This is a genomic window from Emticicia sp. 21SJ11W-3 (assembly GCF_024138715.1).
Classification (GTDB): Bacteria; Bacteroidota; Bacteroidia; order Cytophagales; family Spirosomataceae; genus Emticicia; species Emticicia fluvialis.
Window position 1 is genome coordinate 3,979,408 of record NZ_CP092074.1, and the last position, 15,970, is coordinate 3,995,377.

A 15,970-nucleotide genomic window follows, 5' to 3' on the forward strand; every position below is an offset into this window, starting at 1 on the left:
CTGTTGTGATTATTCCCGACTTGTCCACCTCTTAAATTTAAAATCATAAGTTGCTGAAATAGAGTATATTAACTCTAGTAATTTTGTAATTTGCTGACCTAATGGGTCAAAATGTATAAAATCAGGCAAATAAAATATTCAGAAAGTTCGGTTTCTATCCAGGTTTATAAGATTGAAAACAGGAAGCGAGTCATTGTTCGCCACATCGGCACTGCTCGTAACGAGCAGGAGAAATCTGACCTACTTGTTCTTGCTAATGATTTTATTGAAAAAATCTCTAAACAACTTTTTCTCTTTGAAGACCAGCAATCAGGCAATGTATTTTATATCAGACAAACCGAATTTATCGGGGTTCATTATACTTTTCTTTATGATGTACTATCCAAAATTATCCTTGCCATCGGTTTTGACAAGCTAAACAATACTCTGCTTCTGGATTTGGTCATTATGCGGATAATGGAACCGGCCTCTAAACTTCGTTCTATTGCGCTTCTGGAGGAATATTTTGGTATCAAACATCGCAGACAAAATTATTATAAGACTGCTCCTGAGTGGCTTAAACTAAAGTCGAAAGCCGAGGGCATTGCTCTCGCATTTGCCAGGAAGCATTATGCCTTTAATTATGACTTATTGTTTTATGATGTCACTACCTTGTACTTTGAGACTTTTGAAGAAGATGAATTGCGTAAGAATGGATTTTCTAAAGATAATAAATTCCAACAACCACAAATTTTAGTGGCACTAATGGTCAGTAAAGAGGGATTTCCGATAGCTTACGAAGTCTTTGCTGGCAATACTTTCGAGGGGCATACCATCATTCCCGCTGTAAAAAGTTTCATCCTTAAAAATAAGGTAAAAAACTTTACAGTAGTGGCTGATGCGGCAATGATTAGTACCGAAAACATTGAGGCGCTAAGAGAAAATGACATCAGCTACATTGTAGGAGCCAGATTAGGTAATCTTTCCCATGAGTTGATAGAGGCAATAGACAAAAGTATTTTGCGTGAAGATGGCAAAAGCATCCGCATCAAAACAGACAAAGGATATTTGGTTTGCAGCTACTCCACAGTCAGGTATCGTAAGGATAAGTATGAAATGGAAAAGCAAATAGAAAATGCTAAATACATCATCGAAAACCCCTCCAAAAACAAAAAGCTAAAGTTCACCACCACGAAAGAAGAAATTATAGCACTCAACCAGAAACTAATCGATAAAACACAAAAGATTCTGGGAATCAAAGGCTATTATACCAATATAGAAGAAAGCCTTCTCAGCAATGATACCATCATAGAACGTTATCACGAATTGTTCAGAATAGAACAGGCTTTCCGAATAGCTAAAAGCGATTTACAGACAAGACCCATATTTCACTACAAAGAAGAACCTATCAAGCTACATCTGTTAATTTGCTTTACAGCACTGGTTATATCCAAGCACATAGAACTTCAAACAAACAAATCCATCCGCAAATGTATCCATGAATGTAAAAGGATAACAACGGCAAGGCTAAAAAACAAGATTACAGGAAAAGAAATAAAAATAAAGGCAAATCTAAACCCAGTAATCATGGAAATCCTAAGAAAAATTAACTTGCTGACCTAATTTGAACAAGTCAGGAGCATTTTGATTTAGTAAAGCATTTTCATCTTTTGATTCAACTATAATTGTTCTTCCTACCAATGAATCATACATAGGTGGTTTAGACCCAACTGTTGTGATTATTAAATCATTTTTTTTCAATTTCCACTTTTCATATTGAACGGCATCACCTTCATTTATGTAAATAGCGTTATCTTCATTCTTGATGTAATTAAAACCCATATCAGAAACCCTTATTATTCTTCTTCCCTTAGAAGTATAATCTTTAGACTGAAAGGCAAAACCTTTAAAGTATTTAACTACATCTCCCAGCGTTTTCTCCACCCACTCCCCATCTTTCTCAAACACTTTAAACCTCAATTTCGGAACTTTCTCTCCCTCTTGCGGAAAAAGGTTTTGCATCAAGCCTTTTTTGTGGTCTTTAAGTAAATCTAACTTTTGGCTGTGTGCTACAATTACTTCATCTAATGCAGAAAGACAAGAAGCGATTTTTTGTTGTTCTGGTAGAGAATTACAAATTACGAATTCAAAATTACGAATTGCATTTAGTTGAATATTTGGAAGTCCCGAACCAACTCTCAATCTCATTATTTTTTCTTCATTGTGTTTTAGGGCTTGAAAGAGAAAGAGTGTATCAACTTTTTTATTTGTTTTTAATTTATAACAATGACCACCAAGCCAAAACTTTGAAGTTATAAAGTTGACATAACCACAAGAGTTTCCTCCTTCACTTATTGTAATTGTGTTTTCTTCTGAATTAAATTTATCCGTGAAACCAGATGGATTAACTCCACCATTTTGACAAGGATATTTTCCTTTTTCAGTTAATTCAATTCTGTTTAATTGTTCTCCCTTTATTATATCACAAACTTTCCCTAATGTTTTCACCTCCCATTCCGCACTTTTGGCAAACTCAGGAAAACACAATTCGGGTATCAATTTTTTATTCTTGCTCATTATCTCCTTCTGTTGCGTTTATTTCGTTCAATACTAGCGCTTGCAGTTCGTCTATAGGTAATAGCAATTGGTATTCGGCTACACCAATAGGTTTGTTGATGTCCTGCAAAGTTATTTCCACATCCAAATGATCTTTATCGGCACAGAGAATAATGCCAATAGATGGATTCTCGTTTTCGCCTTTCTCCAATTTATCCAATAGGGAAAGATACAAGTTCATTTAGCCTACGTATTCGGCTTTAAAACTGCCAATCTTTAATTCAATAGCCACCAAAGACTGTAATCCTCTGTGGAAGAAAAGCATATCTACAAAGTACTCTTTGTTGTTGTATTCCAATCGGTATTGGTTACCTATAAATGAAAACCCTTTGCCTAATTCCAATACAAAAGCTCTGATTTTGGTTATCAACCTGTTTTCTAATTCCAGCTCTTTTACGGGTTCTGTAATACCCAAAAACCCAAGATTGTACGAGCTTTTAAATACTTCGTTGGCATATTCGGCACTTATTTCCGGTAATGTATTGCGGAAATTGTTAGTCTTTAGTTGATTTTCGGCACGGCTATAGCTGTCCATTTTGATGGCGTTGAGTAATAAATCTCTTGACCATCCTTTTACAGCTACTTCATTGGCATAAAACGCAACAGCAGAAAGAGATTGGACTTTGTCTAATAACAACAAATTATGTCCCCAAGGTAAAACTGCTGCGCCCTGTAGCAGTTTTGCATCTGCTTGATAATAACGCTCATAAAAGCGTTTCATATTCCACAAGTTGCGTGGCTATAAACCCATATCGGGAAATTCATTTTTGAGGTCAATAGATAATTGTTTTACAATACCACTACCGTAACCTTCTTCTAACTGTTTTTCAAAGAGTAGTTTTCCCAAATTCCAATATACGGAATTTGCAGTACTGTTTACCTGCTTTGCAATTAGCGTTCGGGCGGTGTTAATTTGGCTTATCGCTTGATGTAAAATCTTCCGATAATCCGAAGTATTTATATTTATTTGAGGTTGATTACTCATTTTTTTTATTTATTATCATAAGCAGCCAAACCGCTTATTTCTCTACCTTGAGCTAGTTTTTTTAATTGAGGCACAAGGTCTTCCATTAATGACAATTCTTTTGCTCTGCGTTCTTTCCAGCTTAAATCTAAAGGCTCCAACAAATCCGTTAATTTTTCTCCGTCAAAAATCATACGGCTCAAAATCGTATCTACAAAGCTTTGTAATACTGTGGTTTGTAAGCCGTACTTGTTGGCAAGGGTTGCAATTTCTTTATTATATTTTTCGTCTTTAAATATATCATAACCTTTTCGAAGCTCCTCTTCACTTAATCCTTTATTCCAATCTAAACTATCAATATACTCCGATAAGTCTTCTTCCTCATCCATTAAATTGGAATTGGATTTCAATAAACTTTTTACTTGTTCTTTGGTCATCTTCTGCTTACCTGGTTTCATTCCAAGGGTTTCCGCAGTTAATCTCATTATGTAGTCATAATCAATTACAGCAGAAGCAAACAACACAAATTCAAAATCCAATTGCTGAATATCATCGGAAGCATTATTACCTTCTTTTTGCTGTATTTCCCGCAATTGTTTTGCCGTTTCTATGTATGAACTACGGAACTCCTGTAAAGTTTCTTTAGATAATATGGCTTCAATTTTTTCCTTTTGTCTGTCGTCTAAATCTGTATATTGGTCAAGCTGTGTTTTAAGTCGCTGTACTTCTTTAAAATTTTTAACAAAGGCAATCCGAGCTGCATCACCTTTTAGGTTGTATACTTCTTCTGGTTCTCTGAGTAAATTGTTTTCATGCATAAATACACCTAATTTTTCAACAGCTTCTTTATACTTGTCAATCATCACAGGTGCAGGTTCAACCAACCAAATTTCTCTTGATTTTTCTTTATTATCTTCTCCCGAGAATAAAGCAATAGCTTGGTTTACGGCTTCTTGTTGTGAACGAAAATCGAGAATATTTCCATACGGTTTAGTGTCGTTCAACACACGGTTGGTTCTGGAAAATGCTTGAATCAATCCGTGATATTTCAGGTTTTTGTCCACATACAAAGTATTCAAGAATTTACTATCAAACCCCGTGAGTAACATATCTACCACAATAGTTATATCTATTTTTTCTTTGTGAGGTACGTCTTTGTTGCTGTATTTTTGGTCTTTGATACGTCTTTGTACATCTTGATAATACAAGTCAAATTCGTTGACATTATGATTGGTTTTATATTGTGTATTGTAATCGGCAATAATTTGCATTAATGCCTTTTTCTTTTCTTCGGGATTTTGCTGATTATCCTCTCTTTCTTGTGTTAAATCTTCTTGAAGTTGCTTGATGTCAGCTGCATTCTTTTGACTTCTTTGATCTCCATCTTTTGTCATTAATTGAGGAGGTGGAGAAAATACGCAAGCGATATTTAGCGGAACAAAGTTTGGATTATCATTTTGCTTTATCTTTTGTAATTCCTTGAAAATTTGATAATATTCAATAGCGTTATTGATAGAGGCCGTTGCCAATACCGCATTAAATTTACGCTCGTTAGTTGCTGCATCGTGTTTTTCCAGAATAGCCTCCACTACGGCTTGTTGGGCAATCGCTTCGCCAGGTTTGGCACTCTTCGAGCCTTCGCCTTTGAAATAATCAATATGGAACTTCAATACATTTCTATCGTCTATGGCGTGTGTTATAGTGTAAGCGTGTAATTCTTTTTCAAAAATATCTTGTGTGGTTTTATAAGACTCATATTCTCCTTCACGTATTTTATAAGTAGCATTATCAGGAAAAATAGGTGTTCCCGTAAAACCAAATAATTGTGCATTAGGAAAAAATTCTTTGATAGCTTTATGATTTTCACCAAACTGCGAACGGTGACACTCGTCAAAAATAAAAACAATACGTTGTTTGCTCAACGGCTCTAAACGTTCTTTGTAGTTTTTCTTTTGGTTACCATCTAAAGCCAAACCTAATTTTTGAATGGTGGTAACAATTACTTTATCCGCATAGTCAGTAGAGAGTAAACGCCTTACCAAGGTTTCAGTATTGGTGTTTTCCTCCACACTGCCTTCATGAAATTTATTAAACTCCTCACGAGTTTGTCTGTCCAAATCTTTCCGATCTACTACAAACAAGCATTTTTCAATTTCGGGATTATCCTTTAAAAGTGTAGATGCTTTAAAAGAAGTCAGTGTTTTACCGCTTCCCGTAGTGTGCCAGATATAGCCATTTCCACGATTTTGATTGACACATTCTTCAATAGCTTTTACAGCATAAATTTGATAAGGTCGCATCACGAGCATTTTCTGCTCACTTTGCACCAATACCATATATTTGCTAATCATCTCGCCCAATGTGCATTTCTTAAGGAATTTATCCGTAAAGTCTTCAAGATGTTTAATTATTCTATTTTTTTCATCTGCCAAATGGTAAGCAGGTAAAAATTGCTCATCGGCATTAAATTGGAAATGTTGTTTTATATTGTTCGCAAAATAAAAGGTGTTTGTTCTATTACTTACAATAAACAACTGCATAAAGCAAAGCAGTGAATTTCCGAAACCATTGCCTGCTTCGTTTTTATAATCCACAATTTGCTGCATTGCTTTTCGTGGCGAAATGTCCAATTTTTTCAATTCAATTTGCACCATAGGCAAACCGTTGATAAGCAAAATCACATCGAATCGTTGATGGCTGTTTTCCGTATTAATACGTAATTGGCTAACTACTTCATATTCATTTTTGCACCAGTCTTTGATATTGACCAATGTATAATGTAAAGGTGTTCCATCTTCACGTTGAAAATACTGTCTTTCACGCAAAACTTTAGAAGCAGCAAATACATCAGGATTAATGATTTGTTCCCGAAGTCTTAAAAATTCACTGTCAGAAAGCCGAACACGGTTCAATTCTTCAAATTTAGTCTTGAAGTTTTGCTCCAGTGTTTTTCTGTCAAATATATCTGAACGATGAATATATTTCAGCCCTTTTAGTTGCTCAATTAGTTGTTCTTCTATTTGGTTTTCTTTACTCATTCTTCTATCAATAAATCTTTTGCATTAACGCCTAAAACTTTAGCAATTCGATACAAATCTTCAATGCTCGGTTGCCTCACGTTTCGAGCGTACTCGTTAACGGTGTTGTAACTTTTGTCCAACTTCTTAGCAAGCCAAGCTTGTGAGATTCCTTTCTCTTTTAAAACGTCTTTAATTCGGTTCATTGAAGCCTAATTAATTTTTAACTGTTCAAAGATAGTCAAATTACACTGTCCAATAGTGTAAAATGTCACAATATTATAGTGAAAGGTAAAGCTGTTTTTTAGCATTGAGTATGAAAAACAAATGTGCTTGATCGTGCAGTTATAGCCTTATTACTCATTCACTTCATTTCGTTTGTCAGTTGGATTTTGGGACGGTCGTTCATAACATTTACGTCCAACTCAAAAAATTAGCGGATGCTATCTATTTTTAATCGTATTATTAGTTTCAAAGTTGCAAAACAAAAGAATGTTCCAATCCTTTAAATTTATGCGATACCTTTTGCATATCCCTTCCGACTTTCTCATTGAGTATCTTGGCATAAATCTGTGTGGTAGCAATGTTTTTATGCCCCAACATTTTGCTCAAACTCTCCAACGGAACACCCTCGCTTAAAAACAACGTAGCAAACGTATGGCGTGCTAAATGAAAGGTTACTTTCTTTTCTTTAAGGCAGTCAATCTGTTCGGATATTCGTTTCAAACTATCATTGCAGACGGTGTTTGAGGGAACAGGAAAAAACCTTGCCGTCCTTTAACAATCCAGCATATTTTTCGATAATCATTTTGGGAATATCCAACAGCATCACGTTTGACGATGTGGCTGTTTTTTTCCTACGTATGATAATCCATTGGTTGCCGTCAAAGAAATCTTGGATATTACTGTTTTTAAGCCCTTTCATATCTGAATAGGAAAGACCTGTAAAGCAACTGAAAACAAATAGGTCTTTAACCAACTCATCTTTTTTTTTCTCGCAGTTGAATGTTACGAGCTGTTCCAACTCGTTCCGCAACAGATAACCTCTGTCTTTGTCCTTTTTGGTATTCTTATACTCGCTGAACGGATTAAAAGCAAGATACTTTCTGCTCATTGCCAATCGGCAAAGCGTAGTAAATCCAATCATATACAGCCAAATGGTGTTGTGTGTTAAACTTTGGTCGTCACGCAGGTAGTAATCAAAGTCCTGCACAAAATCAGGTGTAAGGTCGTTAAAGGACACATCGGAATAGCCGTATTTTGTAAGTGCAAAATTTCGAAGATGTTTCAAAAGTATTTTGTATTTACTGCGTGTGCCATTTACCCGAAGTCCACTATTAACCTTTTTCTCATAGTCGGATAGGAACTGTTCATAGAATTTGAAAAAGGTCAGTTCTCCGCTCTCCATCCCAAGAACGGCATTTTTAAGTTTAGCACTGTTTACAGCCCTCTCGTTCTTCAGGATTTTGGAATAGCATTCCTCAATACCTGAACGAATTTTGTCAAGTTTGCTGTTTGTGTCTTGGGCTTCTCGGCTTTTACCTAAAACCCTGCTGTACTTCAAATCCCAGTTCGATACGGTAATTTCCAGCTTGGTACTGAATGCAGACTGTTTGCCGTTTACGGTAACCCTGCACGTTACCGTAACTTTTCCGTTCTTCTTCGAGGCATTCTTTTTAAGTTAGAACAATACCTTAAACGTTGATTTTTTTGTCGTTTCCATACTAACAATTTTTTAATGATAAAATTAAACTTATGTGAGCCAAAGAACAATATGAAAAGCTATGCAAAATACAGAAATACAATATTTTCAAACGATTGTTTCTAATATTTATAAAGTAACGTTTTAGGGAACACTTATGAATCATAAGTGTTCCCTAATAAACTGATAATACAATATAAAAAACTCATCCTGAATTTGGTCTTCCGAAAGGTTTAGAGGTTTATTTGAATTTTGAGTAAACATTACTCTCATCTTAATCTTACCCTCTTCCATTAAGTCAAAAAAAGCATCCATTACAGTCTTATACTTTTCTAAGTACTGCTCCGTTACTTTTTGCCATTTAATTTCATTTCTGAAACCAACATCTTCGCAAACTTTTGTGAGTTTTCTTTGCACATAAGATAAATCTTTGGACTTGACTAAAACACCCCCATAAAAGTTAGAAAAGTAGCGGCCCTTTTTTACAGATTCGTCACACCAGATAAAATACTCCATCGCTCTACATCCATTATTGTTTCTACAAAAATACAAATTTTTATAGTAGAAGCTTATTGAGTTTTTCAGTGTATGAAACTATATACCAGTAAAGTGAAAGTATTTTACAGTAAATTGGAAGTATTTCGCAGTAAAAGGCACCTATTTTACTCAAGTGTCATATTATCTTGGAAACAAGGCTGTCTTCTATTAAGCATCTAAAATCTCATTTTTTACGTGGTATTCTTAAAAGCTCCTTAATGAATAGACATCTTAATTAACCGTTCATCAAAGGTGGGAAAACCGATATATCACTGCGCATAAACGATGGCAAAAGGATAGAAGTTTAAAGCTGTACCGAAAAATATAAAAAGTTTTGCGAACTTCCGTATATTTGATAACGAACAGTAATTAGTAAATTATAGAAGTAGAAAATATTACGCTAAAGAGATTCTCTAACTATCAGCAAGTTTTTTATTTGATTTTCGCTTAAATAATTGGAATCTAAAGATTTGTTAATAAAGTTCATACTTTTTTGTCTGGTTTTAACAGGCAAATAATTTTCATGTGTTAAATATCTTGTAAGGGAATATAATAAATTTGTTTTAAGCTGATCTAGTTTTTTGCCTTTGCAATACTCTTCAATTTCATTAATTATCGTCTTACTAAAATAGCCATTTCTATGATATAGTAGTAAGGCTATATCTTTAAAGGTAAGAAATTTCCTAAGTTTCAAAAATCTAGAATTATTCAGCATTAAATCCTTAATATGTATTTCGAGAACATTAGAAGTCAGAAAACTATATTTTAACTTGAAAAAACACTGAATTCTATAAATACCTGGATTTGAAAATGTATAGCCACCTGATTGTCCAAAAATACTAATATCTCTTAAATAACTATTTGTAGTTATATCCATATTCTCTTCATTTTGGCAATATATTCTAGGAGAACGATATTTAAAAATACTACCATCTGGTCGGGTAATAAATATGATAAAGTCTTCATAGCCGGGATCAATTTTATCTGGAATAGTAACATTTTTTTTAGAATTAGTATTTTCTAACTTAATGCTTAATTCAACTGGCTCAAAATACCAGAATTCTTTATCTTTTTGATTAATACTTATTTCCATCTTAATATCCTTGGATACATGAGGTTTGTTGAATGGATTTATCTCTGATGGTCCTAAACTACCTCTATCTCCAAATTTTGTTCCGCCTGGCCAGACGTGATTGTCAATAGGTGCTTCATGAAGAAACGCTCTGTGTCGAAAATTAAAAAGATAGGCAGATGATGGGAAAGTATTAGTAGTATCACTGGTAGCCATAAAAGTTTTTGGATTCTCAATGTGCCATAAGTTAAAAACATGTCCTAGTTCATGTATTGCAGTAAATAATACCTCTCTCCGAAAATCATCTATATTAGGGCGAATAGATTCTATGGCATCCAAAAAAATAGCACATCCTTCACGAGGAACACTAGTGAAAAATTCACTCACCGGAGTCAGACCCGAAGGATTAAATCCGAAATCGAACATCATTCCAAGTAAACCTGGTCTAGCCTTAAAACTATCGGCTAAAATTAGACCAATATTATTTGCTTGTTTTAGATTTGGAGTATTTTGCGTAAGATGAGCTAATGATTGTTGTAGATAAAAGGCCGTTGTAGGTCTATCATCAGGAATTATAGAGCTGGTAAAACGTGTTCTATCATCTACTGATAATTTGATTGCAGGATTACCATCAGTATCCATTGACCCATTTAGAAAATATTCCTCTATGCCTCTGTTATCTAATAAGAGAGGGAAATTAAGATTTAAAGATGGTCTTAATTTCCCGACAAAACATGTTATATTTAGCATATAAAGATTAGCTAAAAGTTGCTATTCTATTGTTACATTAACAGTTTCACTTTTTTCATCTGCTGTATGTTTAAATGTTACATCAATTTTATATTTCCCTTCCTTAGCTTTGGGTTTATTAAAAGTAATTGTAACAGTTTTCTTGTCGTCAAGTAACTTAAGTTCAACATCTGTATTAAGTAGATTTGTATTATCATCTACATTAGAAATTTTTAATTGACTTTTAACGACATCCTTTATTTCTTTATCAAATAAAATTTTCAAAACAGCCTTGCCTTGACTATCAAATTTTATTTTCTGTGACTTTGACTCAGCAGTTATCTTTGGAGTATTAGCATCAGGGGTAGTAGTAGTTTCAGGTTCTCCTATTGTATCAAATTGTAATTGAGTGGAATTAGCATTTGTTGCATCGAATTTTTGGGCTACAAGCTTAACGCCACCCTTATTTGCACTTGTTGCATATGGATCATATGTGTCTTCGATAGCAAAAAAAACTGGTCCCCAAGCTTTATTAAATGTCGGATCATTAGCTGCTGACCCAAGCGATACTACCACAGACTTTGCTGCAGCTTCTCGTATTTTTAAAGAATAAATCTCTTCTCGTAACTTAAAAATTAAAACTTCAACTTGACGTATTTTTTCTTTTATTTCTGGTGTAGGATTGGCAATTGCATCTAAAGTAGATTTATCCTTATCAGCAATCTTTAATTCCAGCTCTTTTGCTTTTATACTACTATCTATCTTATCCAGACTTTCTTTTGCTTTAGCTTTTTTATCATTTAATTCCTTTTCTTTTTTTTCATTATCAGTATTCTGACGCTCAAGTTCAGCTTTTAAAATCTCACCTGAGGATTTTATAGTTTCAGAAACCAGATTATCTGTTGCATCTGTCCGATCAATTTTTTTTAAAATTCCATTGGCATCAACACTAATTTCCATAGTACTTTTAGCAAGAAAAGTTTTAACTTCCACAGCATATTGTTCATCTTGATTAGGAAGATAAACGACTGCAACACTATAGGTGCCATCTCCATTAGCGCTTGGTGTAACCTGGATAAATGGCTTCCCGAGATAATACCTGACTCCTTTTTCTGAATTGTTCGTTACTCTGTGCACTCTAACATTTGTACAACCCACAAAAAAAAGTATACTAAACAAGGAAAACATGGTTGATTTTATTAGATTTTTCATTTAGTTTCAAGTGCTTTTTGTTTAAGAATATTTACATTAATTGTTTTATCACCCTTGTCACCGATAAAAGTGATATTAAATCCGTTTACAATAATCTTATAAATAGATGGAGCAGGAACCACTCTAGTGTCATTTGTAGGACTATTTAAACCTGCTAAAAATGCCGGTGCTGCAGTTTCTATAGCTTTTATAATAGCTGATGGTACAACTGTTGCATCAAATGTACTTTTTGAGGTCTGAAAAATTCCATTTTCAAATTCCATAGTTATTTGGAAATTTGCTAAGAAACTTTTTGGCTTTACATCCATTTTTTTAAATGGATCTGGTAAATATACTATTTGAGTAATCAATCCACCTTTCCCGTTTGAATGTACCAATAGGTATGGAGAACTATTATAATATCTGAATCCATTGCTAGTATCCTTGTCCTTTCCTTCATTTTTGACTGGTTTATAAACAAGTTCAGCGCAACCTGATAAAATAAGCATTATACTTAATGCTATAAATTTTATCAATAATCTTAAGGGTATAATTTTCGGTATTCTCATTTTTTTTAAATTTATATATATGAATATTAACTTTTCCTTTGTTTTAGAATTTGCTATGAGATTAAAACTATCTTTAAAAGAGTAATTATTCTAATCGAGAAAATTTAATGAGATATAGGTAAGAAAAGTAAAATTTTAAGATTAACTAATACCCATATACGCGGCATTGCGTAGTTTATAAATGTAGTAAAGTTTTTGTGTGAGAATCAAGAAATTTCCAGCTATTTTATTTAAAGGTACCCACTAAGGGGGGGGGGGTGAATTTAGCTATAAAAATTAATATGTTAGATAGTTCGAAGAAGTACCTCTTACCTAAGAATAAATGGTTTTTTTGTTATAGATAATTTTATTGTTTATTCATCAATCAACGAATAATCAGTTATAACGCATGTGGCGAATTATTTACTGTATGGATTTGTTTATGAGCGAATAAGCCCCGAAATATTTAATTATCAGTAAAAGTGTAGCTAGTAAAAATTAACAACTTGTGAACTAAAAATAACGATGTATAAAAATTTTGATATTGTTTTAAGGCTAGATTATATTGATATTTTTGATGATGGATCGGTAAATATTTATGATTTTCTTAAAGGGATTAGTCAAAAAGATTTATTTGAAGCTGCTATTAGTGCTATTGCTATAGCGAATAATGAAAATTCTGATTGGCACAATATTGAAAAGTTTATTTTTGAGAAATTCTTCTCCTCAGAGAATAAGGAGTTCGCAAATTTTGTGTGGAAAAAGTTTGATGCTAAAAATAAAAATCAAACAAAAAAAGATGGTTACACTCATAATTTCAGAATATTTGACCAAATAAGTGGCTTGTTATTATTTAAATGTATTCTTGAAAATCCCAATAAAGAAACATCAACAAGTCTTTCGAAAATAGAGGTAGAACAAAAATTATTCAAAGCATTTTTGGTAGTTAACCAAGAGTTGAATAAAAAGGATGATATAGCTATAAAATCTTTGGAGCCTATATTATCTAATGAGAACATATCAGGTGCACTGTTAACATGGAGTATAGGATATGGAGAAGTTTATAATCAAACTTTTTTTTGGAGAGGAGCTTTTGCATTGATTCAGTTAGTTAAAGCTAAATATTTATTTGAATTTCTGAATGAAAAATATCCTATACTTTTAAATGAGTTTTTACTGAATTTTAAAGTAGGATCTTATAAAGAATACCTTAAATTCTTATTGCCAATTGCTTTACATAACAAACCTCATCAGGATGGCTCAATTAAATTGTTTGTCAGTGAAGGTGCTAATTTTTCCAGAAAAATATTTTTTCTGGAAAAATTTACATTTAATACTGATAGCTTAATTAGTGATGATGATTTTCGAGAAGTTAGAAGTTCACCGCTTCTTAAAATAGATGAAAATGAGTTTATGGTGATAATTGAAAATTTTGCTATTGATAAAATATTTTATGGATTATATTTTGACTTAAATAGTGTAAATAATTCACTTTCAAATGGAGTTAAAATACCAAATTTTCGATCGGAATATTGTAATGAATTTTCAGAAAAAACACTTTTATATAAAACTCTAAAAGTTTACCAAAATAAACGAAGAATTATTTCCTTTTCGGGAGAACAAATTCTAAAGCAGTTTCATTTTAGTGGGGAACCAGATTTTTATATACGGCATGGAAACAAAATCCTTATATTTGAAAATAAAGATATATTGATTGATTCTCTTACTAAAATTTCTTATGATTACGAAGAAATAAAAAAGAAACTAGAAAGCAGATTAAATGATAAAGCGGGAATTAATCAAATCATTAATAACATAAGATTCATTTTAAATCAATCATATCCTTTTGATAAAAATTATAATCCTGAACGTGCAATTATTTATCCATTACTGGTTGTTCATAGAAATGAATTTGATGCTCCTGGATTAAATACTATAATAAATGATTTATTTAAAATTGAGCTGACAAAAATAAAAAACGAGGGTTTGGATGTAAGCAGAGTTAAAGATTTAGTAATAATAAATATTGATACACTTATTATTTTAAAAGATAGTATTAGAAAAAGTGAAATTTTACTGACTGGGGAGTGTAAACTGAACTGTGTCAAGGATTTTTACAACTCACTTGTTGTTAACTCCAAGTGAGTTTTTTTCAAAATTATGAAAATTCAATCTATCGCCAAAAATGATGTACAACTGTGATAGTGTAACACCCCAATTTCGGACAGGCATAGTCCACTTTTGAGAGATTCTCTGTACGACCAGATAAATCAGTTTTAAGAGTGCCGTATCAGAAGTGAATGAGCCTTTGGTCTTGGTAACTTTTCTAACTTGTCGATGAAACCCCTCTATAGGATTTGTTGCGGCCGCCGCTGCGGTATAAATCAATCTTCTAATGTCTTCTGCATACTCATAGAAGCTTGATAGGTTTTCCCAGTTAGTAAACCAGGATTGGACAGCAATGATGTATTTCTTGCCCCACTTAACCTCTAAAGACTCTAATTGCCTAAAACCTTCTTCTTTGTTTACAGCAGTATAAACAAGTTTCAAGTCAGCTATAAAAGCCTTTTTGTCTTTTTCAGGAACATATTTCAGGCTATTCCGTATTTGATGAACAATACAGAGCTGTATTTGAGCTTGGGGATATAGGGTAGCAATAGCATCAGGAAAACCTTTCAGTCCATCAATACAGGCAATTAAAATGTCCTCTACACCTCTTCTTTTTAAATCTGTTAAGACAGAAAGCCAGAATTTAGCACCCTCTGTTTCTGCCACATACATACCTATTAAGTCTTTTTTCCCCTCTAAGTCTACTCCTAAGATGTTGTAAATAGCTCGTGAAACCACTCTGCCATCCTCTTTGACTTTATAATGTATGCAATCCATAAAAACAATGGGATAGATGCTCTCCAAGGGTCTGCTACGCCATTCTTGCATGGCAGGGATTACCTTATCTGTAATAGTAGATAACTGCGTAGCTGAAATATCCATTTGATATAGCTCCTTGATATGAGAAGATATATCTCTGGTAGACATTCCTAAACCATATAAACCTATAACTTTAGTTTCAAGTTCTTCTGTAATTATTACCTGTCTCTTAGGTAAAATCATAGGCTCAAAAGTCCCTGAACGATCTCTGCCACTCTCCAGTTCAAATTCTCCTGATAAGCTCTTTACCTGCTTTTGTGTCTTTCCATTTTTACGATTAGATACTCCTTTTGCTTTTGATTCTGCCAGATGATTTTCTAACTCACCAGACAAAGCAGCTTCCAAAAAATGTTTCATTAATGGCGCAAAAATGCCTTTCTCTCCACTAAAAGGCTTACCAGCATACATTCCAGCAATTGCTTGCTTTTTGAACTCTTCGAAATCAAATTCTTGTTTCTCTTCCATAAAAAAACTGTGTTTAAAGTAAAATTAACATTTTAGCTAAATTTTACCTTGACACAGTTTAATTTACAGTCTCACTGACTGCTATAATTGATGAATATCTAAGTTCTTCGAACGTAAATAGAATTGAACAACCTTTCTCTTTTTTTATACAAAAGTATTTTAAACGTAAGATTGATTTAAAATCAACCCTTAGAACAATAATCAATAAAAAAATAAAACCCT

At 33.2% G+C, this 15,970-nt stretch carries 12 protein-coding genes and 2 pseudogenes; 2 read left to right on the plus strand and 12 right to left on the minus strand.

Translation table 11 applies throughout. The features are described 5' to 3' along the window. The first annotated feature begins 111 nt into the window (after positions 1-111). Positions 112-1,602: an IS1634 family transposase gene (locus MB380_RS16860; protein ID WP_253528491.1), complete on the plus strand. Its 1,491-nt coding sequence runs from the start codon at positions 112-114 to the stop codon at positions 1,600-1,602. Here the strand turns inward: MB380_RS16860 and MB380_RS16865 are convergent. From MB380_RS16865 to MB380_RS16915, 11 genes and pseudogenes are all read right to left on the minus strand, one after another. Continuing rightward, positions 1,576-2,556, minus strand: a complete 981-nt coding sequence (locus MB380_RS16865; RefSeq protein ID WP_253528494.1) for a restriction endonuclease subunit S — start codon at positions 2,554-2,556, stop codon at positions 1,576-1,578. The genes MB380_RS16860 and MB380_RS16865 overlap by 27 nt on opposite strands. Then, a pseudogene (locus MB380_RS16870) lies at positions 2,543-3,580 on the minus strand (YhcG family protein). Before MB380_RS16870 ends, MB380_RS16865 begins: the two are co-directional and overlap by 14 nt. Positions 3,581-3,585: 5 nt before the next feature. Further along, positions 3,586-6,597: a type I restriction endonuclease subunit R gene (locus MB380_RS16875; protein ID WP_253528511.1), complete on the minus strand. Its 3,012-nt coding sequence runs from the start codon at positions 6,595-6,597 to the stop codon at positions 3,586-3,588. Then, complete coding sequence (locus MB380_RS16880) at positions 6,594-6,782, minus strand: helix-turn-helix transcriptional regulator (RefSeq protein ID WP_132775921.1); 189 nt, start codon at positions 6,780-6,782, stop codon at positions 6,594-6,596. The genes MB380_RS16875 and MB380_RS16880 overlap by 4 nt, the downstream gene beginning before the upstream one ends. A gap of 265 nt (positions 6,783-7,047) precedes the next feature. Continuing rightward, the gene (locus MB380_RS16885; RefSeq protein WP_253528545.1) at positions 7,048-7,302 is read right to left on the minus strand and encodes a tyrosine-type recombinase/integrase; all 255 of its coding nucleotides are present in this window, start codon (positions 7,300-7,302) and stop codon (positions 7,048-7,050) included. A 4-nt stretch (positions 7,303-7,306) separates the two neighbouring features. After that, on the minus strand, positions 7,307-7,984 hold the full coding sequence (locus MB380_RS16890) for a site-specific integrase (RefSeq protein ID WP_253535598.1): 678 nt from the start codon (positions 7,982-7,984) through the stop codon (positions 7,307-7,309). A gap of 84 nt (positions 7,985-8,068) precedes the next feature. Further along, positions 8,069-8,197 (minus strand): annotated as a pseudogene (locus tag MB380_RS16895) (site-specific integrase); the annotation flags it as partial. Between the two features lie 243 nt (positions 8,198-8,440). Then, on the minus strand, positions 8,441-8,794 hold the full coding sequence (locus MB380_RS16900) for a hypothetical protein (protein ID WP_253528547.1): 354 nt from the start codon (positions 8,792-8,794) through the stop codon (positions 8,441-8,443). A 421-nt stretch (positions 8,795-9,215) separates the two neighbouring features. After that, on the minus strand, positions 9,216-10,637 hold the full coding sequence (locus MB380_RS16905) for a hypothetical protein (RefSeq protein ID WP_253528563.1): 1,422 nt from the start codon (positions 10,635-10,637) through the stop codon (positions 9,216-9,218). A 21-nt stretch (positions 10,638-10,658) separates the two neighbouring features. Then, positions 10,659-11,828: a hypothetical protein gene (locus MB380_RS16910; protein ID WP_253528573.1), complete on the minus strand. Its 1,170-nt coding sequence runs from the start codon at positions 11,826-11,828 to the stop codon at positions 10,659-10,661. Then, the gene (locus MB380_RS16915) at positions 11,825-12,376 is read right to left on the minus strand and encodes a hypothetical protein (RefSeq protein ID WP_253528575.1); all 552 of its coding nucleotides are present in this window, start codon (positions 12,374-12,376) and stop codon (positions 11,825-11,827) included. The genes MB380_RS16910 and MB380_RS16915 overlap by 4 nt, the downstream gene beginning before the upstream one ends. A 504-nt stretch (positions 12,377-12,880) precedes the next feature. Here MB380_RS16915 and MB380_RS16920 point away from each other — a divergent pair. Continuing rightward, positions 12,881-14,500 carry a hypothetical protein gene (locus MB380_RS16920; protein ID WP_253528578.1) on the plus strand — a complete coding sequence of 540 codons (1,620 nt, stop codon included), beginning with the start codon at positions 12,881-12,883 and terminating at the stop codon, positions 14,498-14,500. Here MB380_RS16920 and MB380_RS16925 read toward each other — a convergent pair. Beyond that, positions 14,477-15,748 (minus strand): IS256 family transposase, encoded by a 1,272-nt coding sequence (locus MB380_RS16925; protein ID WP_409014594.1) that lies wholly within the window; start codon positions 15,746-15,748, stop codon positions 14,477-14,479. The genes MB380_RS16920 and MB380_RS16925 overlap by 24 nt on opposite strands. Positions 15,749-15,970: the final 222 nt, after the last annotated feature.

Bases quoted from the DNA above. Each gene is read 5' to 3' on its own strand.
- MB380_RS16920 (WP_253528578.1), top strand. From the start codon at position 12,881: ATGTATAAAAATTTTGATATTGTTTTAAGGCTAGATTATATTGATATT.
- MB380_RS16875 (WP_253528511.1), bottom strand. From the start codon at position 6,597: ATGAGTAAAGAAAACCAAATAGAAGAACAACTAATTGAGCAACTAAAA.
- MB380_RS16890 (WP_253535598.1), bottom strand. From the start codon at position 7,984: ATGGAGAGCGGAGAACTGACCTTTTTCAAATTCTATGAACAGTTCCTA.
- MB380_RS16905 (WP_253528563.1), bottom strand. From the start codon at position 10,637: ATGCTAAATATAACATGTTTTGTCGGGAAATTAAGACCATCTTTAAAT.
- MB380_RS16925 (WP_409014594.1), bottom strand. From the start codon at position 15,748: ATGGAAGAGAAACAAGAATTTGATTTCGAAGAGTTCAAAAAGCAAGCA.
- MB380_RS16860 (WP_253528491.1), top strand. From the start codon at position 112: ATGTATAAAATCAGGCAAATAAAATATTCAGAAAGTTCGGTTTCTATC.
- MB380_RS16880 (WP_132775921.1), bottom strand. From the start codon at position 6,782: ATGAACCGAATTAAAGACGTTTTAAAAGAGAAAGGAATCTCACAAGCT.
- MB380_RS16865 (WP_253528494.1), bottom strand. From the start codon at position 2,556: ATGAGCAAGAATAAAAAATTGATACCCGAATTGTGTTTTCCTGAGTTT.
- MB380_RS16915 (WP_253528575.1), bottom strand. From the start codon at position 12,376: ATGAGAATACCGAAAATTATACCCTTAAGATTATTGATAAAATTTATA.
- MB380_RS16910 (WP_253528573.1), bottom strand. From the start codon at position 11,828: ATGAAAAATCTAATAAAATCAACCATGTTTTCCTTGTTTAGTATACTT.
- MB380_RS16900 (WP_253528547.1), bottom strand. From the start codon at position 8,794: ATGGAGTATTTTATCTGGTGTGACGAATCTGTAAAAAAGGGCCGCTAC.